Annotated in this window: 25 protein-coding genes; 14 read left to right on the forward strand and 11 right to left on the reverse strand. The window is 61.9% G+C overall.

The window, feature by feature from the left end:
* Window positions 1-51 precede the first annotated feature (51 nt).
* Window positions 52-696, forward strand: a complete 645-nt coding sequence (locus tag F506_RS05855; RefSeq protein ID WP_053201303.1) for a glutathione S-transferase family protein — start codon at window positions 52-54, stop codon at window positions 694-696.
* A gap of 6 nt (window positions 697-702) precedes the next feature.
* On the opposite strand, the gene F506_RS05860 is transcribed toward F506_RS05855, so the two are convergent.
* Both F506_RS05860 and F506_RS05865 read right to left on the reverse strand, forming a co-directional pair.
* On the reverse strand, window positions 703-1188 hold the full coding sequence (locus F506_RS05860; RefSeq protein ID WP_053195760.1) for a glutathione peroxidase: 486 nt from the start codon (window positions 1186-1188) through the stop codon (window positions 703-705).
* A 61-nt stretch (window positions 1189-1249) separates the two neighbouring features.
* Entirely contained in the window at window positions 1250-2290 is a 1041-nt protein-coding gene (locus F506_RS05865; protein WP_053195761.1) for a type IV pilus twitching motility protein PilT, read from the reverse strand.
* Between the two features lie 52 nt (window positions 2291-2342).
* Here F506_RS05865 and F506_RS05870 point away from each other — a divergent pair, with 52 nt between their 5' ends.
* Genes F506_RS05870 through F506_RS05880 form a run of 3 tightly spaced genes read left to right on the forward strand, consistent with a single transcriptional unit; the run spans window position 2343 to window position 4620 of the window.
* Window positions 2343-3044 carry a YggS family pyridoxal phosphate-dependent enzyme gene (locus F506_RS05870; RefSeq protein ID WP_053195762.1) on the forward strand — a complete coding sequence of 234 codons (702 nt, stop codon included), beginning with the start codon at window positions 2343-2345 and terminating at the stop codon, window positions 3042-3044.
* 39 nt (window positions 3045-3083) lie between these two features.
* Window positions 3084-3899 (forward strand): pyrroline-5-carboxylate reductase, encoded by an 816-nt coding sequence (gene proC / locus F506_RS05875; RefSeq protein WP_053195763.1) that lies wholly within the window; start codon window positions 3084-3086, stop codon window positions 3897-3899.
* A 7-nt stretch (window positions 3900-3906) separates the two neighbouring features.
* Window positions 3907-4620 (forward strand): peptidoglycan DD-metalloendopeptidase family protein, encoded by a 714-nt coding sequence (locus F506_RS05880; protein ID WP_327063297.1) that lies wholly within the window; start codon window positions 3907-3909, stop codon window positions 4618-4620.
* 31 nt (window positions 4621-4651) lie between these two features.
* On the opposite strand, the gene ubiA is transcribed toward F506_RS05880, so the two are convergent.
* Entirely contained in the window at window positions 4652-5506 is an 855-nt protein-coding gene (gene ubiA / locus F506_RS05885; RefSeq protein ID WP_053195765.1) for a 4-hydroxybenzoate octaprenyltransferase, read from the reverse strand.
* 283 nt (window positions 5507-5789) lie between these two features.
* On the opposite strand from ubiA, the gene ugpB reads away from it, so the two are divergent.
* The 4 genes from ugpB to F506_RS05905 all read left to right on the forward strand — a co-directional run bounded on the left by ugpB (window position 5790) and on the right by F506_RS05905 (window position 10135).
* Window positions 5790-7097 (forward strand): sn-glycerol-3-phosphate ABC transporter substrate-binding protein UgpB, encoded by a 1308-nt coding sequence (ugpB, locus tag F506_RS05890; protein WP_053195766.1) that lies wholly within the window; start codon window positions 5790-5792, stop codon window positions 7095-7097.
* Window positions 7098-7287: 190 nt separating this feature from the next.
* Complete coding sequence (gene ugpA, locus F506_RS05895; protein WP_053195767.1) at window positions 7288-8172, forward strand: sn-glycerol-3-phosphate ABC transporter permease UgpA; 885 nt, start codon at window positions 7288-7290, stop codon at window positions 8170-8172.
* 39 nt (window positions 8173-8211) lie between these two features.
* Window positions 8212-9063 (forward strand): sn-glycerol-3-phosphate ABC transporter permease UgpE, encoded by an 852-nt coding sequence (ugpE, locus tag F506_RS05900; RefSeq protein WP_053195768.1) that lies wholly within the window; start codon window positions 8212-8214, stop codon window positions 9061-9063.
* Window position 9064: 1 nt separating this feature from the next.
* Window positions 9065-10135, forward strand: a complete 1071-nt coding sequence (locus F506_RS05905; RefSeq protein ID WP_053195769.1) for a sn-glycerol-3-phosphate import ATP-binding protein UgpC — start codon at window positions 9065-9067, stop codon at window positions 10133-10135.
* 68 nt (window positions 10136-10203) lie between these two features.
* On the opposite strand, the gene F506_RS05910 is transcribed toward F506_RS05905, so the two are convergent.
* On the reverse strand, window positions 10204-10668 hold the full coding sequence (locus tag F506_RS05910) for a RidA family protein (RefSeq protein WP_053195770.1): 465 nt from the start codon (window positions 10666-10668) through the stop codon (window positions 10204-10206).
* 141 nt (window positions 10669-10809) lie between these two features.
* Between F506_RS05910 and gcvA the strand changes: the two genes are divergently transcribed.
* Both gcvA and cheD read left to right on the forward strand, forming a co-directional pair.
* A complete protein-coding gene (gene gcvA, locus F506_RS05915) occupies window positions 10810-11709 on the forward strand; it encodes a transcriptional regulator GcvA (protein ID WP_053195771.1) in 900 nt (299 codons plus the stop codon).
* Window positions 11710-11999: 290 nt separating this feature from the next.
* Window positions 12000-12599 carry a chemoreceptor glutamine deamidase CheD gene (gene cheD / locus F506_RS05920; protein WP_053195772.1) on the forward strand — a complete coding sequence of 200 codons (600 nt, stop codon included), beginning with the start codon at window positions 12000-12002 and terminating at the stop codon, window positions 12597-12599.
* Window positions 12600-12757: 158 nt separating this feature from the next.
* On the opposite strand, the gene F506_RS05925 is transcribed toward cheD, so the two are convergent.
* The 4 genes from F506_RS05925 to F506_RS05940 all read right to left on the reverse strand — a co-directional run bounded on the left by F506_RS05925 (window position 12758) and on the right by F506_RS05940 (window position 15923).
* Entirely contained in the window at window positions 12758-13141 is a 384-nt protein-coding gene (locus tag F506_RS05925; RefSeq protein WP_053195773.1) for a nuclear transport factor 2 family protein, read from the reverse strand.
* A 41-nt stretch (window positions 13142-13182) separates the two neighbouring features.
* A complete protein-coding gene (gene dctP / locus F506_RS05930) occupies window positions 13183-14193 on the reverse strand; it encodes a TRAP transporter substrate-binding protein DctP (protein WP_053195774.1) in 1011 nt (336 codons plus the stop codon).
* Window positions 14194-14240: 47 nt separating this feature from the next.
* Window positions 14241-14891 carry a glutathione transferase gene (gene yfcF / locus F506_RS05935; RefSeq protein WP_053195775.1) on the reverse strand — a complete coding sequence of 217 codons (651 nt, stop codon included), beginning with the start codon at window positions 14889-14891 and terminating at the stop codon, window positions 14241-14243.
* An 84-nt stretch (window positions 14892-14975) separates the two neighbouring features.
* Window positions 14976-15923 (reverse strand): LysR substrate-binding domain-containing protein, encoded by a 948-nt coding sequence (locus tag F506_RS05940; protein WP_053195776.1) that lies wholly within the window; start codon window positions 15921-15923, stop codon window positions 14976-14978.
* A 116-nt stretch (window positions 15924-16039) separates the two neighbouring features.
* Here F506_RS05940 and F506_RS05945 point away from each other — a divergent pair, with 116 nt between their 5' ends.
* Window positions 16040-16450 (forward strand): c-type cytochrome, encoded by a 411-nt coding sequence (locus F506_RS05945; protein ID WP_083457634.1) that lies wholly within the window; start codon window positions 16040-16042, stop codon window positions 16448-16450.
* 39 nt (window positions 16451-16489) lie between these two features.
* Here the strand turns inward: F506_RS05945 and F506_RS05950 are convergent, their stop codons facing one another.
* Entirely contained in the window at window positions 16490-18424 is a 1935-nt protein-coding gene (locus tag F506_RS05950; RefSeq protein ID WP_083457636.1) for a DUF4153 domain-containing protein, read from the reverse strand.
* Between the two features lie 103 nt (window positions 18425-18527).
* Window positions 18528-20669 carry an ATP-dependent DNA helicase RecG gene (gene recG, locus F506_RS05955; protein WP_053195777.1) on the reverse strand — a complete coding sequence of 714 codons (2142 nt, stop codon included), beginning with the start codon at window positions 20667-20669 and terminating at the stop codon, window positions 18528-18530.
* A gap of 128 nt (window positions 20670-20797) precedes the next feature.
* Between recG and queA the strand changes: the two genes are divergently transcribed.
* Window positions 20798-21847, forward strand: coding sequence for a tRNA preQ1(34) S-adenosylmethionine ribosyltransferase-isomerase QueA (gene queA, locus F506_RS05960; protein ID WP_053195778.1), 1050 nt, complete (start codon window positions 20798-20800; stop codon window positions 21845-21847).
* A complete protein-coding gene (tgt, locus tag F506_RS05965) occupies window positions 21840-22967 on the forward strand; it encodes a tRNA guanosine(34) transglycosylase Tgt (RefSeq protein ID WP_053195779.1) in 1128 nt (375 codons plus the stop codon). Before queA ends, tgt begins: the two co-directional genes overlap by 8 nt.
* A gap of 65 nt (window positions 22968-23032) precedes the next feature.
* Here tgt and manD read toward each other — a convergent pair whose 3' ends face one another.
* A complete protein-coding gene (manD, locus tag F506_RS05970) occupies window positions 23033-24241 on the reverse strand; it encodes a D-mannonate dehydratase ManD (RefSeq protein ID WP_053195780.1) in 1209 nt (402 codons plus the stop codon).
* A gap of 296 nt (window positions 24242-24537) precedes the next feature.
* On the opposite strand from manD, the gene F506_RS05975 reads away from it, so the two are divergent.
* Window positions 24538-25314, forward strand: a complete 777-nt coding sequence (locus F506_RS05975; protein WP_053195781.1) for a FadR/GntR family transcriptional regulator — start codon at window positions 24538-24540, stop codon at window positions 25312-25314.
* The last annotated feature ends 39 nt before the right edge of the window (window positions 25315-25353 follow it).

A 25353-nucleotide genomic window follows, 5' to 3' on the forward strand; every position in this document is an offset into this window, starting at 1 on the left:
TTTACGTCCCCGGTCTTCACTCCGACCACTTCGTCCACCAAGGAGAACTACGTGCAACTCATCGGCATGCTCGATTCGCCCTATGTCCGCCGCGCCGCCATTTCCCTGCAGCTGCTCGGCCTGCCGTTCGAACACCAGTCGATTTCGGTGTTCAGCGCCTTCGATCGCTTTCGCGAAATCAATCCGCTGGTCAAGGCGCCGTCGCTGATCTGCGATGACGGCACGGTGCTGATGGACTCGATACTGATTACCCAGTACGCCGAGGCGTTTCCGCAGAAGAAGCGCAGCCTGTTGCCGACCGGTCTGGGCGAGTTGCAGCGTGCGCTGCGCATCATCGGACTGGCCATGACGGCCTGTGAGAAGAGTGTGCAGATTGTCTACGAACACAAGCTGCGTCCGGCGGAGAAGCTGCATGAACCCTGGCTGGCGCGCGTGACCGGCCAGCTGCAGGAGGCCTACAAGGCGTTGGAAGAGGAGTTCGCCAACCGGCCGCAAGTCGTGGCCAGTGTGACCAGCGCCACCATCGATCAGGCTACGCTGACGACGGCGGTGGCCTGGTATTTCAGCCGTCAGCTGGTGGCTGATGTGGTGCCGGCGGACCGATATCCGGCGCTGGCGGCTTTATCGGCTGCAGCGGAGGCCTTGCCGGAATTTGCCGCTGCGCCGTACGGCGACGGCATTTGCCAAGTGCACTGAGCCGGCTCACTCCGCCAGCAATTTCTCGATATCGGCCACCATGTCTTCCGGCTTGGTGGCCGGCGCGTAACGCTTGAACACGCTGCCGTCCTTGCGCACCAGGAATTTGGTGAAATTCCATTTGATGGCCTTGCTGCCGAGCAGGCCGGGCGCCTCGGTCTTGATGTAGGTAAACAGCGGATCGGCCTGGTCGCCGTTGACGTCGATCTTGGCGAACAGCGGGAAGCTGACGCCGTAGTTCTTTTCACAGAAGGCGCCGATTTCTTCCGCCGTGCCGGGTTCCTGGCCGCCGAACTGGTTGCACGGGAAGCCCAGCACTTCGACTCCCTTTTCCTTGAACTCGCGATAAATCTTTTCCAGTCCCTGGTACTGCGGGGTGAAGCCGCATTTGCTGGCAGTGTTGACGATCAGGACGACTTTGCCGCGATATTGATCCAGCGCCGCCGGCGTGTTGTCGGGCAGGGCGGGATGGAAGTCGTAGATGGTGGGCATGGGGGCCTCGTCGAAGTGAATGGGATGGCATCCATCATAGCCGATGGCCCGCCGGCCGGGTTCAGGCGAACTGCCCGGGTGTCCGCGATGCGGCGCGGGCGGTCTCCGGCGTGATCGCTTCCCTGCGCAGCAAGTCGCCCAGGCAGTGATCCAGCGTCTGCATGCCGGCGCCGGCCGAGGTTTGCATGACCGAGACCATCTGCGCCACTTTCCCCTCGCGGATCAGGTTTCGGATGGCGGGCGTGCCGAGCATGATTTCATGGGCAGCGATGCGGTCGTCGCCGGCCCTGGTTTTCAGCAGGATTTGCGACACCACCGCGCTGAGCGACTCCGACAGCATGCTGCGCACCATCTCCTTCTCGTCGCCGGGAAACACGTCGACGATGCGGTCCACGCTCTTCGCGGCCGATGAGGTGTGAAGCGTAGCAAGCACCAGGTGGCCGGTTTCCGCCGCCGTCAGCGCCAGGCGGATGGTGTCGAGGTCGCGCAGTTCGCCGATCAGGATGACGTCCGGATCTTCGCGCAGGGCCGAACGCAGTGCATTGGCGAACGAGCGCGTGTGGGTGCCGACGGCGCGCTGGCTGACCAGGCTCTTGTCCGGCGTGTGGATGAATTCGATCGGATCTTCGATGGTCAGGATATGGGCGGAGCGCTGTTCGTTGATGTGCCGGATCATGGCGGCCAGCGTGGTCGACTTGCCCGAGCCGGTGGGGCCGGTGACCAGCACCAGGCCTTGCCGGCGCAGCGCCAGTTCGCTCAGCACCGGCGGGGCATCAAGCTCGGTCAGGCTCCGGACCGTGTGGGGAATCGTGCGGATGACCGCCGCCGGGCCGCGCGCCTGATGGAAGGCATTGATGCGAAAGCGCGCAAGTCCTGCGATATCGACCGCGAAGTCGCACTCCAGGTCGCGTCGATATGCCTCGGCCTGGCTAGCATCCATGATCGCGTCGAGCATGCTGCCGACGTCTTGTGCCTCCAATACCGGCAAATTGACGCGCCGCATATCTCCGCGCAGCCGCAGCATCGGAGGCAAACCAGTGGAAAGATGCAGGTCGGAAGCCTGATTCTTGACGGAAAAGGCGAGCAGGTCGGGAATGTCCATTTATAATCTCTGACTGAAAAAACAGCGTTGTCCCTCCCTGAACCAAAGAATTATGTCGTCAATCGCAAAACAGTTGCAAGTTGTTAACGCTCGCATTGCCGCCGCCGCGCAAGCCGCCGGCCGTAACCCGCAAGATATTCAGCTGTTGGCGGTCTCGAAGTTCTTTGACGCGGCGTCGGTGTTGGAAGCCGTACGCGCAGGACAGGCCGCCTTCGGCGAAAACTATGTCCAGGAGGCGCTCGACAAGATCGCCGCGCTCAAGCTGGCGGCCCCCGAAGCCCGGGTCGCCTGGCATTTCATCGGGCCGATACAGAGCAACAAGACGCGCCAGATCGCCGAGAACTTCGATTGGGTGCATTCGGTTGATCGGGAAAAAATTGCGCGCCGCCTGGCCGAACAGCGTCCGCCCGCACTGCCGCCGCTGAACATCTGCCTGCAGGTCAATATCAGCGCCGAAGACAGCAAGAGCGGTTTGTCGCCGGACGAATTGCTGCCGGTGGCGCGCGCGGTTGCCGCCATGCCCGGCCTGCGCCTGCGCGGTCTGATGGCGATTCCCGCGCCGACCGAAGTGGCAGTGGAACAGCGGGCAGCATTCCGGCGTCTGCGGGAATTGGCGGCGCTGCTGGCCGACGGCGGCATCGCCTGCGACACGTTGTCGATGGGCATGTCGGCCGACATGGACGCCGCCATCGCCGAAGGCGCCACCATCGTGCGCGTCGGCACGGCCATTTTCGGACAACGCCAGACGCACTGATTTTTGCTTTATCTGCAGTCCTCTACAGGAAGAAAACATATGTTGAAGATAGGTTTCATCGGCGGCGGCAATATGGCCGCGGCACTGATCGGCGGCCTGGCGGGAAAGCTCACCGATGGCAACAACATTCACGTGGTTGACCTCAACCCCGAGTCGCTGGAAAAACTCAATCAGCGTTTCGGCGTCACCACTGCGTTGCAGGTCGATGACATGTTCGCCAAGCTCGACGTCATCGTGCTGGCGGTCAAGCCGCAGCAGATGCGCCAGGTGGCCGACAGCCTCAAGCCGTTCATCGGCACGCAGCTGGTGCTGTCGATCGCCGCCGGCATCCGCGGCGCCGACTTGTCGCGCTGGCTCGGTAACCATCCGGCCATCGTGCGTTCGATGCCGAATACACCGGCGCTGATTGGCAAGGGAATTTCCGGCGTGGTGGCGCTGGACGGCGTGAGCGCCGAGCAGCGCGCTGCCGCCGATGCCATCCTGCGCGCCGTCGGCACCACGGTGTGGCTGGACAGCGAAGACCTGATCGATCCGGTGACGGCGGTGTCGGGCAGCGGCCCGGCCTACGTGTTCTATTTCATGGAAGCCATGCAGAAGGCGGCCGTCGAGCTGGGGTTGAGCGCCGAACAAGGCGTCGAACTGGCCAAGGCGACCTTCGCCGGTGCGGTCGAACTGGCGATTCGTTCGCCGGAACCGCTGTCGCTGTTGCGCGAACGCGTGACATCGAAGGGCGGAACCACTTATGCCGCCCTGACGTCAATGGAAGGCGATGGTGTCGCTGAACGCATCGTGACGGCGGTCAAGGCGGCCGCCGCAAGAGGAAAAGAATTGGGGGAGGAGTTTGGCAAGGATTAGTTTGAAAGTGCTTCGTTATATTTCGATTGTCGTCGTCGTTGCCCTGGCTGCGTGCGCCAGCACGCCGTATCAGGGCGACTCCTATACGGTGAGGAAAGGCGACACGCTGATGAGCATTTCTCGCACGGTCGGGAAGGATCATCACGACATCGCTGCGTGGAACAAGCTCTCCGACGCGAACGAAATCTACCCCGGAGATGTCTTGCGGCTGAAACCGCCGGCGACCGTGGCGGCCGCGCCTGTCTCGCGTGCAAAGCCGGCTGCTGCTACCACTGCAGCGCGCGAATCAAAGGCTGAGTCAAGGAAAGCGCCTGAATCGGCAACGCCGGCGGCGTCCGCGGCCGAAGCCGAACGCCTCGACTGGATGTGGCCTGCACAAGGAAAGCTCACCGCCACCACCGACCGCAACCTGAAGGGTATCGACATCGCCGGCACGCCGGGCCAGCCAGTGTGGGCAGCCGAATCCGGCAAGGTGACTTACGCCGGGCGCGGCATCCGCGGCTACGGCAACATGATCATCGTCAAGCATAGCCGCACGCTGTTATCGGTCTATGCGCACAACAAGTCGATCATGGTGAAGGAAGGGCAGAGCGTGAACCGCGGCCAGCAGATCGCCGAGATGGGCGATACGGACAGCCGCACGGTCAAGCTGTATTTCGAAATCCGCAGCAACGGCAAGCCGCTCAACCCGGTGCCGCTGCTGCCGAAGCCGCGCAGCTAAAGGACTGCGGCCTGTTCTCGGGGAGCAGGCCCTAGCGCAGCGCGTAATCCACGGCGACGCCCGCAAACATCATCGCGCCCAGCCAGTTGTTGTGAACGAAGGCGGCAAAGCAACCGGTGCGGTCGCGGGTGCGGATCAGGGTGTAGTGATACACCGCGCAGCCCGCCGCGGCCAGCATGCCCAGCGTGAACCAGATGCGCAGGCCGAAGTGCCAGCCCACCGCCCAGAAAATCCCCAGCGCCGCCACGTAGCACAGCATGATCGCCAGCACGTCGAAACGGCCGAAGGTAATCGCCGAGGTCTTCATGCCGAGTTTGATGTCGTCGTCGCGATCGACCATGGCGTAGGCGGTGTCGTAGGCCACCGACCAGAACACGTTCCCCAGCAGCATCAGCCACGCCGCCGCCGGCACCTGGCCCTGTACCGCAGCAAAGCCCATCGGGATGCCGAAGCCGAAGGCGATGCCCAGATAAGCTTGCGGAATCGCGAAGAAGCGCTTGAAGTAAGGGTAGCTGGCCGCAACGATCAGCGCCGGCACCGACATCTGTTTGGTCAGCGTGTTGAGCGGCAGGATCAGCAGGAAGGATGCCAGCGCCAACACCCCCGCCACCATCAGCGCTTCCCAGCCGTGAATCTTGCCCGCCGTCAGCGGACGGTCGACGGTACGCTTGACGTGCTTGTCGAAATCGCGGTCGGCGTAGTCGTTGATCGCGCAGCCGGCCGACCGCATCAGCACCGTCCCCAGCGTGAAGATCAACACGATATGCCAGTCCGGCCGTCCGCCGGCGGCAAACCACAGCGCCATCAGCGTCGGCCATAGCAACAGCAGGATGCCGATCGGTTTGTGCAGGCGCACAAGTCGGAAATAGAGGTTCAGGCGATTCATCTCAGGCGGACAAAAAAGAAAGCGCCATTATAAAGGTGCGCTCAGGAAAGTCGCTGCGGGGTATGAAACGGCAGATTTCCGGGGAATTCGACCGGTTTTTCACGGAAATTTTTTTCACGCGTTTTGGGTCTCCGTGAACGGATGTAACATGCCTCGTGAATTTTTGCTCAAAAAAGCGAAATTATTTGCCGTGGCGGGCATTAGACGCTAATGTACGACCGGTGTAACGAGACAGTCACAATGACTTGATAACATCGGTCACCTTTTTGGGAGGATTTGCCTAATGAAATACCCTGTGAAAACCTTTGCCGCAGCGGCTTTGCTGGCGACAATGACAAGTTCCGCCTTCGCGGTCACCGACATCGCCTGGTGGCATTCCATGACCGGCGCCCTGGGCGAACGCGTCAACGCCATGGCTGACGAATTCAACAAGAGCCAGTCCGATTACAAAGTGACCCCGGTCTACAAAGGTACTTACGACGAATCGATGGCTGCTGCGATTGCCGCTTACCGTGCAGGCAACGCGCCCAACATTTTGCAGATTTTTGAAGTCGGCACTGCCACCATGGTGTACTCCAAGGGCGCCATCAAGCCGGTTTATGAAGTGATGCAGCAAGCCGGTGAAAAGTTCGACCAGAACGCTTACGTGCCGGCCGTCTCCGGCTACTACTCGACGGCAAAGGGCATGATGTCCTTCCCGTTCAACAGCTCGACCACGATCATGTTCTATAACAAGGACCTGTTCGCCAAGGCCGGCCTGGATCCGAACAAGCCGCCTGCAACCTGGCAGGAATTCGTCGGCATGGCTGCCAAGATGAAGGCCAGCGGCATCACCTGTCCTTACACCACCACATGGCAATCGTGGGTGCACCTGGAATCCTTCTCGGCCTGGCACAACACCGAGACCGCATCCAAGAGCAACGGCTTCGGCGGTCTCGATGCGCGTCTGAAGATCAATGGCCCGCTGCAAGTGCGCCATATCGAAAACATGTCCAACTGGGCCAAGCAAGGCTACTTCATCTACGCCGGCCGCAAGGATGAAGCCAATGCCAAGTTCAATGCAGGCGAGTGCGCCATCATCACCGGTTCGTCGTCCGCGTACGCCGATATCCGCAAGAACGCCAAGTTCAAGTTCGGCGTAGCACCGTTGCCGTACTACAGCGACGTGCCGGGCGCGCCGCAAAACACCGTGATCGGCGGCGCTTCGCTGTGGGTCATGGGCGGCAAGAAGGCTGACGAATACAAGGGCGTGGCGAAGTTCTTCACCTATCTGTCGAAGCCTGAAGTGCAAGCCAAGTGGCACCAGGAAACCGGCTACCTGCCAGTGACCAAGGCTGCTTACGAAATCACCCAGAAGTCCGGTTTCTACGAGCGCAATCCAGGCACCGACGTCGCCGTCAAGCAGATGATCGTCAAGACCACCGACAAGTCGCGCGGCATCCGCCTGGGCAACTACGCACAGATCCGCACCGTGATCGACGAAGAGCTGGAAAACGTCTGGACCGGCAAGAAGGCGCCGAAAGAAGCGCTCGACAGCGCCGTCAAGCGTGGCGACGAACTGCTGGCCCGATTCGAAAAAGCGAACAAATAAGAAGTCTGCTGAACGCAGCGTAGCGATGAAAAATCGCTGCGCTGCGGTTTCAGGAAAGACCTTCGTAAGACACTCAGCCCCGGTTCGCCGGGGCGATGTATTTTTCAGCTGCTCGGGAAACTCACCGGTGCGGGATGTAATCGTTATCAGACATCCTCTTCAAACACCGCTTTTAGGGACATAAGCTATCGTGGAAAAACGCGCTCGCTTCACTTCATCATGGCTGCCGTATGCGCTGGTTGCGCCGCAGATCCTGATCACGATATTGTTTTTCTTCTGGCCCGCCGTGCAGGCCCTGTATCAGTCGGTACTGCTGCAGGACGCCTTCGGCGGCTATTCGGAATTCGTCTGGTTCGACAACTTCGCGGCCTTGTTCGGCGACCCGAGTTATCTGGCGGCGTTCGGCACCACCGCCATCTTCTCGGTGCTGGTGGCGGTCGGCGGCATGGTGCTCTCGCTGATCCTGGCGGTATTCGCCGATCGCGTCGTCAAGGGCGCGGCGATCTACAAGACCTTCCTGATCTGGCCATACGCCGTGTCGCCGGTGGTGGTCGGCGTGCTGTGGATGTTCCTGCTGAGTCCTTCGCTGGGTCTGCTCTCGCACGTGCTGGCCTGGCTGGGCATCAACTGGAACTACATGGTCAACGGCAACCAGGCCATGACCCTGATTGTCATTGCTGCGATCTGGAAACAGATCAGCTACAACTTCCTGTTCTTCCTGGCCGGACTGCAATCGATTCCGAAATCGCTGGTCGAAGCCGCCGCCATCGACGGCGCCGGTCCGGTCAAGCGCTTCTTCACCATTATCTTCCCGATGATCTCGCCGACGACCTTCTTCCTGATGGTGGTCAATATCGTGTACGCGTTCTTCGACACGTTTGCGATCGTGGAGGCGACCACCCACGGCGGTCCCGGCAAGGACACCGAGATCCTGGTCTACAAGGTCTTCAGCGACGGCTTCAAGGGCGGCGATCTCGGCAGCGCCGCGGCGCAGTCGGTGGTGCTGATGGTGATCGTGATCCTGCTGACCGTGGTGCAATTCAAGTATGTGGAAAAGAAGGTGCAATATGCTTAACCCGCACAAATCTTCATTGATGCAGAAGGGAGCGCCGGCATGATTGAACGTCGCCCCATTCTCGATGCAGTGAGCCATCTGGTGCTGATCATCGGCGCGCTCATCGTGATCTTCCCGTTGTACGTCGCCTTCATCGCCAGCACCCAGACGGCCGAGCAATCGGCCATGTCGCCGCTGTCGCTGATGCCCGGAACGGAGATGGTCGCCAACTATACGACCGTCCTGACCCAGGGCGCTTCCGGCAACGTCTCGTCGCCGCCGGTGTCGCGCATGCTGTGGATCAGCCTGGTGACGGCGCTGGTGATCGCCATCGGCAAGATCTCGATCTCCATGCTGTCGGCGTTCGCGATGGTGTACTTCCGGTTCCGTGGACGCAATCTGTTCTTCTGGATGATCTTCGTCACGCTGATGTTGCCGGTGGAAGTGCGCATCACGCCGACCTATCAGGTGGTGTCCGACTTCGGCATGCTCAACACCTATGCCGGCCTGACGGTGCCGCTGATTGCGTCAGCCACGGCGACTTTCCTGTTCCGGCAATTCTTCCTGACGGTGCCCGACGAGCTTGCTGAGGCGGCGCGCATCGACGGTGCCGGGCCGTTGCGCTTCCTCAAGGATGTGCTGTGGCCGCTGTCGCGCACCAACGTGATTGCGCTGTTCGTGATCATGTTCATCTACGGCTGGAATCAGTATTTGTGGCCGCTGATGATCGCCACCGAGCAAACCATGTACCCGATCGGCATCGGCATCAAGACGCTGATTTCGGGCGGCGACTCGGCGGTGGAATGGAATATGGTGATGGCAACGATGATCCTGGCGATGTTGCCGCCGGGACTGGTGGTCGTGGTCATGCAAAAATGGTTTGTTAAAGGTCTGGTCGATTCCGAGAAATAACATGGCAAAAATTCATCTCAAGCAAGTCAAGAAGACCTACGGCAAAGCGCCGAAAGCAGTCGACGTCATCCACGGCATCGACATCGACATCGCCGACGGCGAGTTCATTGTCATGGTCGGTCCATCCGGCTGCGGCAAGTCGACGCTGCTGCGCATGGTCGCGGGGCTGGAAGAAATCAGCTCCGGCGACATCATGATCGGCGACCGCGTGGTCAACAACCTGGAGCCGAAAGAGCGCGACATCGCGATGGTGTTCCAGAACTACGCGCTGTATCCGCACATGAGCGTGTACGAAAACATGGCCTACGGTCTCAAGATCCAGGGCCTGCCGAAGGCCGAGATCGACACCCGAGTGCAGCGTGCGGCAGAGATCCTGGAACTGGGCGCGCTGCTGGACCGTACGCCGCGTCAATTGTCCGGCGGCCAGCGCCAGCGTGTGGCGATGGGTCGCGCGATCGTGCGCAAGCCGGCGGTGTTCCTGTTCGACGAACCGCTGTCGAACCTCGACGCCAAGCTGCGCGTGCAGATGCGTCTGGAAATCCAGAAGCTGCACGCCTCGCTGCGCACCACCAGCCTGTATGTGACGCATGACCAGGTCGAAGCCATGACGCTGGGCCAGCGCATGATCGTGATGAACAAGGGACGCGCCGAACAGATCGGTACGCCTGCGGAAGTCTACGGCAAGCCGGCCACCACCTTCGTCGCCAGCTTCATCGGTTCGCCGCCGATGAACCTGCTCAACGGCAAGCTCAGCGATGACGGCGCCCGTTTCACCTTCGACGACGGCGCTGTCTTCGACCTGTCTACACCGGCCCGTGTCGGCGGAGGCGGGCGCATTCTCGGCATTCGTCCGGAACATTTGCAACTGGGACGTCCCGGCCTGAACATGGAAGTTGAGCTGGTGGAGGCGCTGGGCGCCGAATTGCTGGTGCACACGCGCTGCGGCGGCCAGTCCATGGTGATCCGCTGCACGGCCGGCACCGATGTGTCGATGGGGCAGCAGGTCACGGCCGGTGTCGATGCCAATCTGTTGCACTGGTTCGATCCGCAGACTACGCAACGCATCGACTAAGCATTGCCATCGCCTGATCATCGGGTTGTAAAAAAGCCGGCTGCAGAGCCGGCTTTTTATTGCAGATTTCAGATCTCCAGCGCCACCACGATATCGAGTTCGACCGCCGCATTGCGCGGCAGCTGGGCGACGCCGACGCTGGTGCGCGCGTGGCGTCCCTGTTCCGGTCCGAACAATTCATAGATCAGCGCCGAAGCGCCGTCGGCCACCGCGCTTTGCTGGCTGAAGTCCTCTGTGCTGTTGACGTAGACGTTCAGGCGCAGGATCTTGTCGATGCGCTGCAGGTCGCCAACGGTGTCGCGCAAGGCGGCCAGCGCGCGGATCAGTGCGGCGCGCGCACCCATTTTCGCGTCGTCGATCGAGACTTCGCGGCCCAGCTTGCCGGACACCAGCACGCGGTCGCCGTCGCGCGGCAACTGGCCGGCGATCCAGGCCAGGCCCTGATGCACGACGCCGGGCGCATATTGTGCGCCGGGTGCGGCGGAAGCGGGCAGCACGATGGACAATTCAGTCAGGCGTTGGTCGAGATTCATGGAGCATCCTTATGGAGGTTGGGCAGAGTTGCCGGGGATGAGGTCTATAATAAATTCCTGCCGGCCTGCGCGGCAAAGCATCTTTTTTCAGGCTGGCCCCAGTATTTCTCAACCTGCTTTCAATCCTGCTTTCAACCGTCCATGACCGCTCGAACACTTCCGTCGCTCAACGCCTTGCGCGCTTTCGAAGCAGCCGCCCGGCACCAGAGTTTCACGCTGGCGGCGCAGGAGCTGCACGTGACCCAAGGCGCGGTCAGTCATCAGGTCAAGGCGCTGGAGGAGGAACTCGGTGCGGTGCTGTTCGAGAGGTTGTCCAATCAGTTGCGGCTGACCGTAGCGGGGCAGCGCTACCTGGTCGTCGTCGGCGACGCGTTTGACCGCATTGAAAGCGGCACCCGCCAATTGCGGGAGCGACCGCAGCGCGAGCGCCTGACAATTTCGACCTCTCCCAATTTCAATGCCAAATGGCTCGCGCCGCGTCTGGGTGGATTCTCCGTGCGCCATACGGACCTTGATCTGCACGTCGAGCAAAGCGAGCGCCAGGTCAATTTCCTGCGAGAAAACATCGATCTGGCGATCAGGTACGGCGACGGATCCTGGCCGGGTTTGTCGTGCACGCGGCTGGGCGACGAGTTCCTGTTGCCGGTGTGTGCGCCGGCGCTGGATGTCGACAGCATCGTTGCGCTGAGCACCGCGCCGCTGCTGCATAGCCACGACCGGCAATCCTGGCGCGACTGGTTTGCCGCGCACGGACTCTCGCTGGACGAACGTCCCGGGATTATCTTCAATCAGGAAAGCGCCGCCGTCGACGCCGCGCTGGCCGGGCAAGGCGTGGCGCTGGCGCGTTCGTCGCTGGTGGTGCGCGAGCTGCAGCAAGGACGTCTGGTGGCGCCTGTGGCGCTAAGCCTGCCGCTCACGCAGGCCTATTGGCTGGTCTATCCGCTGGAAGGGGACGCCGGCGGCAAGATTGCTGCCTTCTCCGACTGGCTGCGGCAGGAATACGAAGCGGACCGGCAATTCTGGCGCGGCGTCATCGGCTGAACCGGCGAGGATCGGCGTCCGCTTGCGGAAATCATTGCGGTGCCGTCAACACAGCGTACTTATACTGTCGTCTTGCTTCCTGGAAAATATGCTTCGACATGCGCCGCAAAGCCTTGCTGCGCAAAGAATCCAGCAGCTGCGAGCCACGATGTTTCCACAGACCCATAGGGTATTCCCTTATATCGCGGTGTGTGGGGCTTGTCTAAAATCGTTTCAACATATCGGAAAAAAAGTGATCACGAGATCACGGTCGGTATGCTCGGCCCCCCACGCCAGAAACGGAAAAAACGATGAGCCAAAATATCGAACAGTTTGCCTCCCACGTGTATCACGACCGCACTTTCAATTGCGATACGGCAAAAATTCTTCCCGGCGAGTATTACCACACGCATCACGACATGATGATCGTCACCGTACTGGGGTCGTGTGTCTCGGCGTGCATCCGCGACCGTGTCAGCGGCATCGGCGGGATGAACCATTTCATGCTGCCCGATGGCGGCGGCGACGACAGTCCGGTTTCGTCGTCGGCGCGCTATGGCACCTACGCCATGGAAATCCTCATCAATGAGATCCTGAAGTCCGGCGCCAAGCGCGAGAATCTGGAGTCGAAGGTATTCGGCGGCGGCGCTGTGCTGCGCGGCTTCAACGCCATCAATGTGGGTGAGCGCAACGCCGCTTTCGTCCGCAATTACCTGCGCACCGAAGGCATCCGCGTGGTGGCGGAGGACCTCAACGACATCTGGCCGCGCAAGGTGCATTACTTCCCGCGTTCGGGCAAGGTGCTGGTCAAGAAGCTGAAGTCGACCGACGCCGCAACGGAAATGAAGGAACGCGATTACGCCGGCAAGCTGGCCAAGAAGCCCGTTGGCGGCGAAATCGACTTGTTTTGAAACCTGCCCGCGATCTTACTGCGAGGCCATGATCCGGCACCGGTCAGTGCTCGAAATCCTCATGTACTCAAGTACATTCCAAGGATTACACAACTGAGCTCCGCGCTGCCCGGCACCGGCTGATGGCCTCTCGCTACAGATCGTGAGCAGGTTTTTGGTCAGTATTTTTCTTCTACGCGCGGCAGGCGTTGCGCCGGGTCGTAGAAGAATGTTTCTTCGGCGATGCGTTCGCCTTCCCAGCGCTGGTATGCCAGCTCTTCCATATTCGTGACGGTGCCGTCCAGCCATTCAAAACGGAAAATCCAGCGTACCACCACCTTGTCGCCCTCGACGAACACCGGGCGCACGCATTTCGATTTCAGCGACTTCACGCGCGCCATGACCTTGCGTTCATTGGCGATGTGAGCGTCGCGGCCGAAGCGCGGCGGTTCGGTGTTTTCCTGCATGGTCGAATCCTCGGTATAAAACTCTTCCACCGCTTCAATGTGCGCGTTGGCTTCCACGCGGGCGATGAATTTTTCCAGGGTTTCCTTGGTGGGCATGGATGTCTCCTCAATGTGTTCGGTGAGTACGGGCCTGACGCTTATTTTGCCTGCACCGGCGGCACGCAGCGCGCACGGATTTCATTATTTTTATCTTGCTGCCACCAGCTGTCGGCCTGTTCCTGGCCGGCCTGGCGCAACGCCGTGCGGAGCGGGGCTGCCGGTTGCAGGTTCAGGCGCATGCCGTGTTCGGTCATGCGCGCGTAGTTGTCCTGGATGCGACTTTTGACTGTGGCCCAGTTGGCGCTATTGGTCTGCTGTGCAGCTTGCGTCAGCGTGCTTTGCTGCGCCGGCGTCAGCTTGTTCCAGGCGTCGTTGTTGATGACGGTGTAGCTCAGCGGGATGGCGTAGCTGATCGCGGTGAAGTTGGGCAAGTAATCCCACAGGCGATTGCCGGCGCCGCCATCGCCCGACGACAGCACGGCGTTGAGTTCACCCGAGGTCAGCCTGGCGCCGACGGCCGAGAACGGCAGGTTGACGCTTTGCGCGCCGACCCGCTGGAAGACGCCGCGGCTGTTGTCGTCATAGGTGCGGATGCTGAGCGCCTTGACGTCGGCGACTTCGGCCACCGGCCGGGCCGACCAGATGCCGGATGGCGGCCACGGCGTGGCGTACAGCAGGCGCATGTTGAGCGCCGCCAGATGGCGTTCAAGCTCGGGACGGGTACAGGTGAACAGGCTTTGGGCCTGCTCGAAGTCGTCGACCACGAACGGCAGCGAAGACAGCAGGAAGAATGAATCGGCGCCGCCCAGGATGCCGGCGAACAGCGTGCCGATCTCGGCCTTGCCCTCGCGCACGGCATTGACCTGGTCCTTGCCCTTGTAGGGATTGGCGGTTTCCTGCAAGGTCGCTACGGCAATGTCGCCACCTGACAGCTTGTTCACCGCGGCGGCGAATTGCAGGTCGGCGCTGGCGGTGACCGACGTGGCCGGATATTCATTGATCAGCCGCAGCGAGACGGTATCGGCGAAGGCCGGCGCAGCCTGCAGCAACGCCATGGCGACGGTCGTCAATACGGTACGGCGGAGTGTCGCAAAGCGCGCGGTGGTCATGAGGTTTCCTGTGAGGTCGTTGAGGGAAGTCGGCGGCTGATCGGGGTTCAGCCACGCCCGGCGGCGGCCTGCTGCAAGGCCAGCCATTGCTGTGTCGACGGTCGCTGCCATTGGCGCGCGGCGTAGTCGGCCAGTTTGGCGGGCAGGGCGTCGCCGTGCAGTGCGAGGCGGTTGAGCATGACGGCAAGATCGAGGTCGGCGATGCTCCAGGTGCCGAACAGGTGGTCGGCGCCTTCGCTCAGCCAGATGTCGGCGGCGGCGATCAGCTTGTTGGCGGCGAACTGGCCGGCCGTCGACAGCGGTGCGCGCTTTTCGCCGAAGAACACCACCTCGGTCGGCCGTTCCTGGCGAATCGGCATCAGGTCGCTGCGCAGCCAGGCCTGGATTTCACGCGCCTTGGCTTTTTGCTGAAGGACAGCGGGGTACAGGGCGGTGTAACCCGGCGCCGGGAAGCGTTCATCCAGATACTCGGCAATCGCCGACGATTCCGACAGGTGGAACTCGCCGTCGCCCAGCGTCGGGACGCGGCGCGTCTGCGAGCATTGCGCGTATTGAGGCAGATGGTTGTGCTGCAGCGTCAGGTCTACGGTATGCAGCGTGAAGGCGAGCTGCTTTTCGGTCAGCGCAACGAAGGCCGACATGGCGTAAGGACTGATGAATTGCGCGTCGACATACAGTGCGAAGGGCGACTGGCTCAAACGGATTCTCCTGCGGTGGTTGATGGCGTGGGCAGTTGCCGGAAAAAGCGCCGCCGGTTGCCCAACCGGCCGACGCCGCGAACGTCAACCTTCGGTCAGTTCGGCTTCATGCAGCATGTCGACGCCGGGCAGGTCGCATGACATCACCGCCTTGCGCACGGCATCGATGGCGGCATGGCGCGTGAAGCTCTTGCGCCAGGCGATCACCACGCGGCGCGACGGCACCGGTTTGGTGAACGGGACATAGCGCACGGTGCCGTCCTTGGCATGCATGTCGGTCACCGAGGCGCGCGGCAGCACGGTGATGCCGATGCCGGACGCCACCATGTGGCGGATGGTTTCCAGCGACGAGCCTTCGAAGGTGCGCGCGATGCCGTCGCCGGCGGTCGAGAAGCGCGACATTTCCGGGCAGACTTCCAGCACCTGGTCGCGGAAACAATGGCCGTTGCCCAGCAGTAGCATGGTTTCGGTCTTGAGGTCCTGGGCGGTGATTTCCTTGCGCTCGGCCCACTTGTGCTGCTTGGGCAGCGCGATGACGAATTCCTCGTCGTACAGCGGCTGCACGATCAGGCCGTGCTCGGGGAACGGCAGCGCCATGATGGCGGCGTCCAGCTCACCCTGGCGCAGCAGCTCGATCAGGCGCGTGGTGAAATTCTCTTGCAGGATCAGCGGCATTTGCGGCACGGTCTCGATCATGGTCTTGACCAGAGACGGCAGCAGGTAAGGGCCGATGGTGTAGATGATGCCCAGGCGCAGCGGACCGGACAGCGGGTCTTTGTTCTGGCTGGCGATTTCCTTGATGGCGGCGGTCTGCTCCAGAACGCGTTCGGCCTGGGCGACGATCTGCGCACCGAGCGGCGTGACGGACACTTCGGTGCCGCCGCGCTCGAAGATGACGACGCCCAGTTCATCTTCCAGTTTCTTGATGGCGACCGACAAGGTCGGCTGCGCCACGAAACAGGCTTCGGCGGCATGGCCGAAATGCTTTTGCCGGGCGACGGCGACGATGTATTTGAGTTCGGTGAGTGTCATACGATTTCTGCGAGCTGGTATCCGCAGACTATAGCTCATTTGCGAGCCGCATGCAGGGTGGGCGCCGCGTGATAAAGTTGCCGCCAATGACAGGGGCGATCACAGGATTTGCAGGGATGAAACGGGGTAAGAAGACAGGTAAAGCGGCCGCGCTGGCATTGCTGGCGACCGGGCTCTGGCCGGGCCTGACCTGGCCCGGCCAGGCCCTCGCCCATTCTGCCGGCGACGCCGTCGCCGGCAAGGCGGCGTTCGCCAAATGCGCCAGTTGCCATCAGATCGGGCCGTCGGCGCGCGCCGGCTTCGGCCCGCAGCTCAACGGCATCGTCGGCCGTCCCGCGGCAGCGACCAGGGACTACCGCTACTCGGCGGCGATGCAGAATTCGCGCATCGTCTGGACCGAGGACAAGCTGCGCGCCTTCCTGAAATCCCCGGGCGATGTGGTGCCGGGGACCAAAATGCGCTTCTGGGGCATCAGCAACGAGCAAGACCTGAACAACTTGCTGGCGTACATGAAAAGCTTCCCCTGACGACGAGCGCGCAATTCATCGACAGGCATGCGATGCGTTCTACTTCCTGAGTTCGTCCGGCGCGCACTTCGTCACCGTCTGCTCCGCCTGCATGCGCAGGCGCACGCCGTTGATGTCGATGTCGCGCTGCAGCGGCAGCTTCCAGTCCAGGGCGCCGCGTCCTGCCGCCTGCTTCAGTTCTTCGATGCAGGAAGGCGTCACCATCAGCTTGCCCAAAAGCCGCCACTCTCCGGCAGGGCTGGCAGGGTCGGCAGGCCCCGCAGCGAACAAGGCCGGCATGCTGTTGCCGTCGAAGACCAGCACCTGCTCTTCCGCATCCGCTGCGGGTTTGACCAGATAGGCGTCGCATTGGCGATCGCCGCGCGTCATGCAGGAGGGCAAGCTCCATCGTTGCTTGTCGTTGCGCCAATCCTGCGCGAGGAATCCTTTCGGCAATGTCTTGCCGGCCGGATGCACGCGAATATTCTTCGCCGCATCGGGTGCGATTTCATCCAGTTCCTCGCGGTTCCAGCGGTCCTGGGCGGCCAGCGCCAGTCGCGCCTTTTCCCCTGCCAGGACGGGATAGGCGGGATTCTTCTGTTCGCTCAGCTGCTTTAGTTCCTGCACGCCGAAACGTGCGCCGTTGAAGCGCAGGAAATGGAAATCGAAACGCGCCGGTAGAGTCTTGCCCGTGGCCAGGCGATGCAATTGATCGGCCACGGCAATGCGCGCCGGATCGGCCAGCGGCGACAGTAGCGCAAGGAATACGATCAGGATGGCGAAACTCGCCAGCACGTTGGTGGACGAGATGCGTTGCAGCCTGTCGTGCAGGCGCAGCGCCGCCAGCGCATAGCCGGCCGCATACATCGCCGCCACCAGCGCACACGTTGCCGCAGCCACGCGGCTCACGGTCCAGCCGTATTCGGCCACGCGCAATCCCAGCGAATACACCGCCAGCAAGACCAGCGGCGCCGGCAGCAGGCAGGCGATGCGCAAGCAGGCAGTGAAGAAGCGATGCGTGCGCGGCGTCAGGTGATTGCCGTCCTGATAAACGGTATTGATCAGCACCACCAGCAGCGCGGTGGCGCCGAGCAGTACGTGGCTGGCGCGCCGCGTCTGCCACAGCGGCTCCAGGCCGGTAGCCAGTATGCTCAGCAAAAAAGCGCCGATCACGATGGTCGCCATCGGCAGCAGCCACGACAGCAAGGTCAGCAGCAGCTTGCGGATTCCTGCGACGATTTGCGGCCGCACGTCGCTCAGGTGCAATGCCGAGGAGAACGCCAGCGTGGTGACGGGAATGTTGAACCAGCTCTTGTCGAGCAGCTTGCCGAGGAAGTCGAGCTTGATCAGCGAGAACAGCGCGTTGCCGGTTTCCAGCACGAGCCAGAACAAGCCGGTGAACAGGGCTGCGAACAGCAGTTGCACCAGCAGCTTCCACGCCATTTCGAAATAGCTGCGATAGGTCGCGATGCGCCTGCCATCGGCGTCGCCGGCCAGCATCATGGCTTGCGCGATGAACAGGCCGACCACGGCCAGCACGAACAGCGTGGCGGAAGGCAGGATGTCCGGGCTGCCGTCCATGTCGCCGCTGATTTTGCCGGCCGATGCCGACTGCGGGAGCAATGACGACAGGTCGGAGCGCCAGGCGTCATAGGCGCCCAGGCCGGACAGGATCACGGCCAGCGCGGCCAGCCAGATCCGCAGGTTGCGTCGCGACAGATGGCCGATGCCGGACACCGCCACGACCGGCAGGAACGCCGCCAGCATCAGCGCCGGTGCGAACAGCAGCGGCTGGGTCGCCAGCCCGGTCTTGGCCGTCCAGTTCGAATACAGCGCGTACAGCAGTACGCCTTGCACCACCCCCAGGGCGATGCGCAGGCGGCCGGACAGGATGCTGACCGGCGAGTGCAGGGCGTCATTGTCGTTGCTGCTGTTATCGTTGCTGTTGTATGAGGGGGCAGAGCCGGGGGCGACGGCGGGCAGGACCTGATCCATGAAGTCTCCGTTCGAAAAACGCTAATGTCGTTGAAGTCGGCCGGCTTGTAAATGCACGGACAGTGCACGGACGACGCCGGCCGCAGAAATCGGCCCCGTATCGTCAGACTTTGAGGAAATCTTCCTTGCCGCCCAGCCATCGCTGTAAATGCGCATCGACGATGGCGTCGTCATTTTGCAGCAGCGTCTGCGCCAGGTTGCGCGCCTTCTCCACCAGCCACTGGTCGGTGCCGAGATCGGCGAAACGCAGCAGCGCTTCGCCCGACTGGCGCGCGCCGAGGAATTCGCCGGGGCCGCGGATTTCGAGGTCGCGGCGGGCGATTTCAAAACCGTCGGCGGTTTCGCGCATGGTCATCAGGCGCTGCTTGGCGGTGCCGCCCAGCGGGCTCTGGTACAGCAGGATGCAGGCGCTGGCGGCGGCGCCGCGACCGACGCGACCGCGCAATTGATGCAGCTGCGACAGGCCGAAACGCTCGGCGTGTTCAATCACCATCAGCGACGCGTTGGGGACGTCGACGCCGACTTCGATCACGGTGGTGGCGACCAGGACGTGGATTTCACCGCGACTGAAGGCGTCCATCACGTCTTGTTTCTCGGCTTGCCTGAGGCGGCCGTGAACCAGTCCGATGCGGAGATCGGGCAGCGCCTCGGCCAGCATGGAATAGGTGTCGGTGGCGGTCTGCAGCTGCAAGGCTTCGGATTCCTCGATCAGCGGGCAGACCCAGTACACCTGGCGGCCTTCCTGCGCCGCTGCGTGTACACGCGCGATCACTTCGTCGCGGCGGTTCTGGTCGATGGTGCGCGTGACGATGGGCGTGCGGCCGGGCGGCAGCTCGTCGATCACCGAGACTTCCAGATCGGCGTAGTAGGTCATCGCCAGCGTGCGCGGAATCGGCGTGGCCGACATCATCAGCTGATGCGGCACGGTTTGCGGCGCGGCGTTGATATCCGCATCTCCGTCCCTTGCCTTGTTGCGCAACGCCAGCCGCTGGCCGACGCCGAAGCGATGCTGCTCGTCGACGATCACCAGGCCGAGTTTCTGGAACTGCACGTTGTCCTGGATCAGCGCATGCGTGCCGATCACCAGGCGCGCTTCGCCGGATTCGATGAGGACATTGGCGGCGGCTTTCTCTTTCTTCTTCAGGCTGCCCGTGAGCCAGGCGACCTTGACGCCGAGCGGCTCCATCCAGGCCGCGATCTTGCGGAAGTGCTGGTCGGCCAGGATTTCGGTCGGCGCCATCAGCACCGCCTGGAAGCCGCTGTCGATGGCTTGCGCAGCCGCGAGGGCGGCGACCACGGTCTTGCCGCTGCCGACGTCGCCCTGCAGCAGCCGCTGCATCGGGAAAGACTCCTGCAGGTCATGGCGAATTTCTTCCAGCACGCGTTGCTGGGCGCCGGTCAGCTTGAACGGCAACTGCTTGATGAAGGCCTTGGAGATCTTGCCGATGGTCGGCAACGCGCTGGCGTTGCGGGAACGGCGCGCAGCCTGGGCGCGCTTGAGCGACAGCTGCTGCGCCAGCAGTTCATCGAACTTCATGCGGATCCAGGCCGGATGCGAGCGCTCCTCCAGCGCGTATTCATCGACGTCGACGGGTGGATTGTGCAGCTGGCGCACCGAGGTTTCGAAACCATCCAGCTTGAGTTCGGCCAGCATCGCCGGCGGCAGCGTGTCGCGCCAGTCGATGCGCGACAGCGCACCGCTGATGGCCTTGCGCAGGTAGGCTTGGGACAAGCCTTCGCCGGCCGGATAGACCGGCGTCAGCGCGGTCGGCAAGGGGGCGCCTTCCAGCACGACTTTATATGCCGGATGGACCATCTCGGCGCCGAAGAACCCGTGGCGCAGTTCGCCGCGCACACGGACGCGCACGCCTTCGGCAAGTTGCGTGGCCTGGCTGCCGTAGAAATTAAGGAAGCGCATTACCAGCGGGCCGCTGTCGTCGGCGATCGTCACGACCAGCTGGCGGCGCGGACGGAACTGGACGTCGTTCTTGGTGACCACGCCTTCGACCTGCACGACTTGCGTGCCGCGCAGGCTGGCGTCATGGATGCTCATGACCTGGGTTTCGTCCTCGTAGCGCAGCGGCAGGTGCAGCGCCAGGTCCATGTCGCTGCGCAGGCCCAGCTTGGCCAGCTTGTTCAGCGCTTTCTGGGCGTTGCTCAGCGGCGGGGCGCTCCTGGCGGCCTTGGCCGCAGTGGCCGCTGTTTTGGTGCTGTCGGCAGAAGCTTTCTTCTTCGGTGCTGGCATGCAGAGGGTTTCTATGTCGAGAAAGCGTAAAATAGAGGGTTCGGCGCTATTTTACTGTGATTTCACTGTGCTTATTTACAGTATTTATTACAGTATTTGATGCTTTGCCGCTTTCATGGCCTATTTTCATGTATTCACTTTCCGATTTCGATTTCGACTTGCCGCCCGGGCTGATCGCGCAGCTTCCGCTGCCCGAGCGCAGCGCCTCGCGCCTGTTGCAGGTTGACGCGCAGTCAGGCAGCCTTGCGCTGACCGACCGCCGCTTTGCCGATGTGGTCGACCTGCTGGCGCCGGGCGACCTGCTGGTGTTCAACAATACGCGCGTGCTGAAGGCGCGTTTCTTCGGCCTCAAGGAGACCGGCGGCAAGGTCGAGGTGCTGGTCGAGCGCGTGCTGGACAACCGCAGCGTGCATGCGCAGGTGCGCGCCTCCAAGTCGCCGCCGCCGGGCACGGGCATCCGCCTGGCCGATGCCTTCGACGTGGTCGTCGGCGAGCGCTACGGCGAGTTCTATACGCTGCAGTTTCCGTCGGACGTGTTTGAGCTGCTGGAGCAATACGGCAGCCTGCCGTTGCCGCCTTACATCGAGCATGCAGCCGACGAGTTCGACGAGGCGCGCTATCAGACCGTATACGCGAAAGAGCCGGGCGCGGTTGCCGCACCGACAGCGGGCCTGCATTTTGACGAGGCCTTGCTGGCGCAATTGAAGGCAAAAGGCATCGACACCGCTTTCGTCACGCTGCACGTCGGCGCCGGCACTTTCCAGCCGGTGCGCGTCGAAGATTTGTCCGAACACAAGATGCACAGCGAGTGGTACACCATCGCGCAGGAGACCGTGGACAAGGTGCGTGCGGTGAAGGCGGCCGGCGGCAAAATCGTCGCTGTCGGCACCACCAGCATGCGCGCGCTGGAATCCGCATCGCAGTCGGGCGCGCTGGAAGCCGGCAGCGCCGACACGAAGTTGTTCATCACGCCGGGCTATACCTTCAAAACGGTGGATCGCCTCATCACCAACTTCCATTTGCCCAAGTCGACGCTGCTGATGCTGGTCTCGGCTTTCGCCGGCTACGACAATATCCGTGCGGCGTACGCGCATGCCATCGCGCAGCAATATCGTTTCTTCAGCTATGGCGACGCCATGCTCTTAACCTGTGACGCTCTAACGTCTGATCATGCTTGAATTTACCCTGCTAAAAACCGACGGCAACGCCCGTCGCGGTCGTGTCAAACTGAACCACGGCGTTGTCGAAACACCGATCTTCATGCCGGTCGGCACCTATGGTTCGGTCAAGGCGATGTCGCCTCTGGAACTGAAAGAGATCGACGCCCACATCATCCTCGGCAATACCTTCCATCTGTGGCTGCGCCCGGGGCTGGAGGTGATGGCCAAGTTCGGCGGCCTGCACGGCTTCATGGGCTGGGACAAACCCATCCTGACCGACTCCGGCGGCTTCCAGGTATTCTCGCTGGGTGATATGCGCAAGATCACCGAGGAAGGCGTGCACTTCGCCTCGCCGATCAACGGCGACAAGCTGTTCCTGTCGCCGGAAGTGTCGATGCAGATCCAGCGCGTGCTGAACTCCGACATCGTCATGCAGTTCGACGAATGTACGCCGTATGAAATCGACGGCCGTCCCGCCACGCAAGTGGAAGCGGCGCAATCGATGCGCATGTCGCTGCGCTGGGCCAAGCGTTCAATGGATGAATTCAAGGGCGGCGAAAACCCCAACGCGCTGTTCGGCATCGTGCAGGGCGGCATGTTCGAAACCCTGCGCGACGAATCGCTGGCGGGCCTGAACGAACTCGGTTTCGACGGCATCGCCATCGGCGGCCTGTCGGTGGGCGAGCCGAAGGAAGACATGATGCGCGTGCTGGAGCACATCGGCCCGCGCCTGCCGGCCGACAAGCCGCACTACCTGATGGGCGTCGGCACGCCGGAAGATCTGGTCGCAGGCGTGGCCAGCGGGGTGGACATGTTCGACTGCGTGATGCCGACGCGCAATGCGCGCAACGGCTGGCTGTTCACGCGCTTCGGCGATATCAAGATCAAGAACGCGCGTTACAAGGAAGACACCAAGCCGCTCGACGAAACCTGCGATTGCTACGCCTGCAAGAACTTCTCGCGCGCCTACCTGCATCACCTGCACCGCACCGGCGAAATCCTCGGTGCGCGTCTGAACACGATTCACAATCTGCACTACTACCTGCAGATCATGAAGGAAATCCGCGCCGCCATCGATGACGGACAGTTCAAGCAATTTGTGGCGAAGTTCAAGGAAGACCGCGCGCGCGGCGCCTGAGTTTTTCCGGGCGAAAAAAATGCCGCACATGTGCGGCATTTTTTATTGCATGGAAAATTGTTGACTTACCAATTCCACACCGTGCCGTCGCGCAGGCGGCAAGTCGGCAGATAAGCGCGCTCATAGGGGAATTTGAGCGCCGCCGCTTCATCGATGTCCACGCCCAGTCCCGGCGCGTCGGGCAGCATCAGATAGCCCTTGTCGAAGTGGTAGCCATGCGGGAAGACCGCGTCGGTTTCGGGCGTGTGGCGCATGTATTCCTGGATGCCGAAATTCGGCACCCACATGTTGAAGTTGAGCGCCGCCGCCATGCTCACCGGCGACAGGTCGGTAGCGCCGTGGCAGCCGGTATGCACCTGATACAGCGAGGCCAGATCGGCGATGCGGCGCAGATGCGTGATACCGCCGGCGTGGACCACGGTGGTGCGGATGTAGTCGATCAGCTGGTTCTGGATCAGGTCCTTGCAATCCCAGATCGAGCTCATGATTTCACCCACGGCCAGCGGCGTGGTGGTGTGCTGGCGGATCAGCCTGAAGGCTTCCTGGTTCTCTGCCGGGGTGGCGTCTTCCATCCAGAACAGCTTGAACTGCTCCAGCGATTTGCCCAGCTGCGCTGCTTCGATCGGTTTCAGGCGGTGATGGCAATCATGCAGCAGATGATGATCGCTGCCGTATTTGACGCGCACCTTTTCAAACAGGTCGGGCGTGTGGCGCAGGTATAGCGGGGTATCCCAGATCTCTTCGTCGGGCAGGCCCTTGTCGGCCGGTTCATAGTACATGTTGCCCTTGCCGACGCCGTAGGCCTTGTCCAGTCCCGGTACGCCCGACTGCACGCGGATTGCCTTGTAACCCATGTCGATATAGTGGCCGACGGCGTCCAGCGCTTCGGCGTGGTCGCGGCCGTTTGCGTGGCCGTAGACCATCACGGCGTCGCGGCTCTTGCCGCCCAGCAGCTGATAGACCGGCAGATTGGCGGCCTTGCCCTTGATATCCCACAGCGCCATGTCGACGGCGGCGATGGCGGTCATGGTGACCGGGCCGCGCCGCCAGTAGCCGCCGCGATACAGGTATTGCCAGGTGTCCTCGATGCGCGATGCATCGCGGCCGATCAGGCAGGGAATGATGTGGTCTTCAAGATAGGATTTGACCGCGAGTTCGCGTCCATTGAGGGTGGCGTCGCCAATACCGTAAATGCCCTGGTCGGTTTCTATCTTGAGTGTGACGAAGTTGCGGCCCGGGCAGGTCACGATGACCTTGGCGCTGAGGATCTTCATGGATGCGATTCCTTGTCTCGATGCCGGACGGTCCGGATACGCTGCCGGGCGTCCTGCTGTTCTGGGTGAAAAAATAATTTGGTCTAACCAATATTGATTATGGCATTCCAATTTGGTTGTGGCAACACCGGTATCAGCCGTAAGCATTTGTTTTTAAGCCACAGATTGGTCTGCGTAATCGTTGACATGGTTAGACCAAAATGAGAGTATCGCTGAAATTGGTTGGCCACTGTTTGCTTTGAACGCTGCTTTTCTATACAGTGGATAGACCAATTTAAAGCAAAAAAGAGGGTGTTATGGCAGATCGTCAGAGTCGATCATCAGCCGCAAATGTGGATAAGGCAGTAAGCAAGGTAGTGAAGAAAGCAGTGCGTTCGGAATTGCTGGAACCGGTAGCAGCGCCGGAGCGTTCGTATCAGCGGCTGGCGGAGCAGATTGCGGATCTGATCCTGCAGGGCGAGTTCAAGGTGGGCGAACGCCTGCCTTCCGAGCGCAGCCTGGCGGAACGGTTTGAAATCAGCCGCACCTCGGTGCGCGAGGCGATCATCGCTCTGGAAGTGCAGGGACTGGTGGAAGTGCGGGGTGGTTCGGGGATCTATGTGTGCGACGCGGCGACCAAGCCGGTCGGTTTCATTCCCGACGGCGGCGCGGGTCCGTTCGAATTGCTGCGCGCGCGCTGGGTGATCGAATCGGAAGTCGCGGCATTGGCAGCGCAGAACCGCACCGACGCCGACATCGACAAGATTTATGCGCAGTTGGCGGCGATGGGGCGCAACTTCAACGACAAGCTGGCCAACGAAGCGGATGACCGGCTGTTCCACATCCGCATCGCCGAAGCCAGCGGCAACAGCGTGATGGCGCAGGTCGTCACGGCATTGTGGGACCAGTTGCGCGGCGTGTTGTGGAAGAAGCTGGAAGAACATTTCCACACGCCGCAATTGCGCGAAGCCTCGCTCGAAGAACACCAGAAGGTGTTTGACGCGCTGGTGGCGCGCGACCCGGTGGCCGCGCGCGATGCGATGCGCGAGCACCTGGAACGGGTGATGAACGAATTCAAGAAAGCATGGCGATAAAACCTGTTTCATCGCCATGTTGACGCAGCGTCCCGCAGA

It is taken from the genome of Herbaspirillum hiltneri N3 (assembly GCF_001267925.1).
In the GTDB taxonomy this organism is placed as follows: domain Bacteria; phylum Pseudomonadota; class Gammaproteobacteria; order Burkholderiales; family Burkholderiaceae_D; genus Herbaspirillum; species Herbaspirillum hiltneri.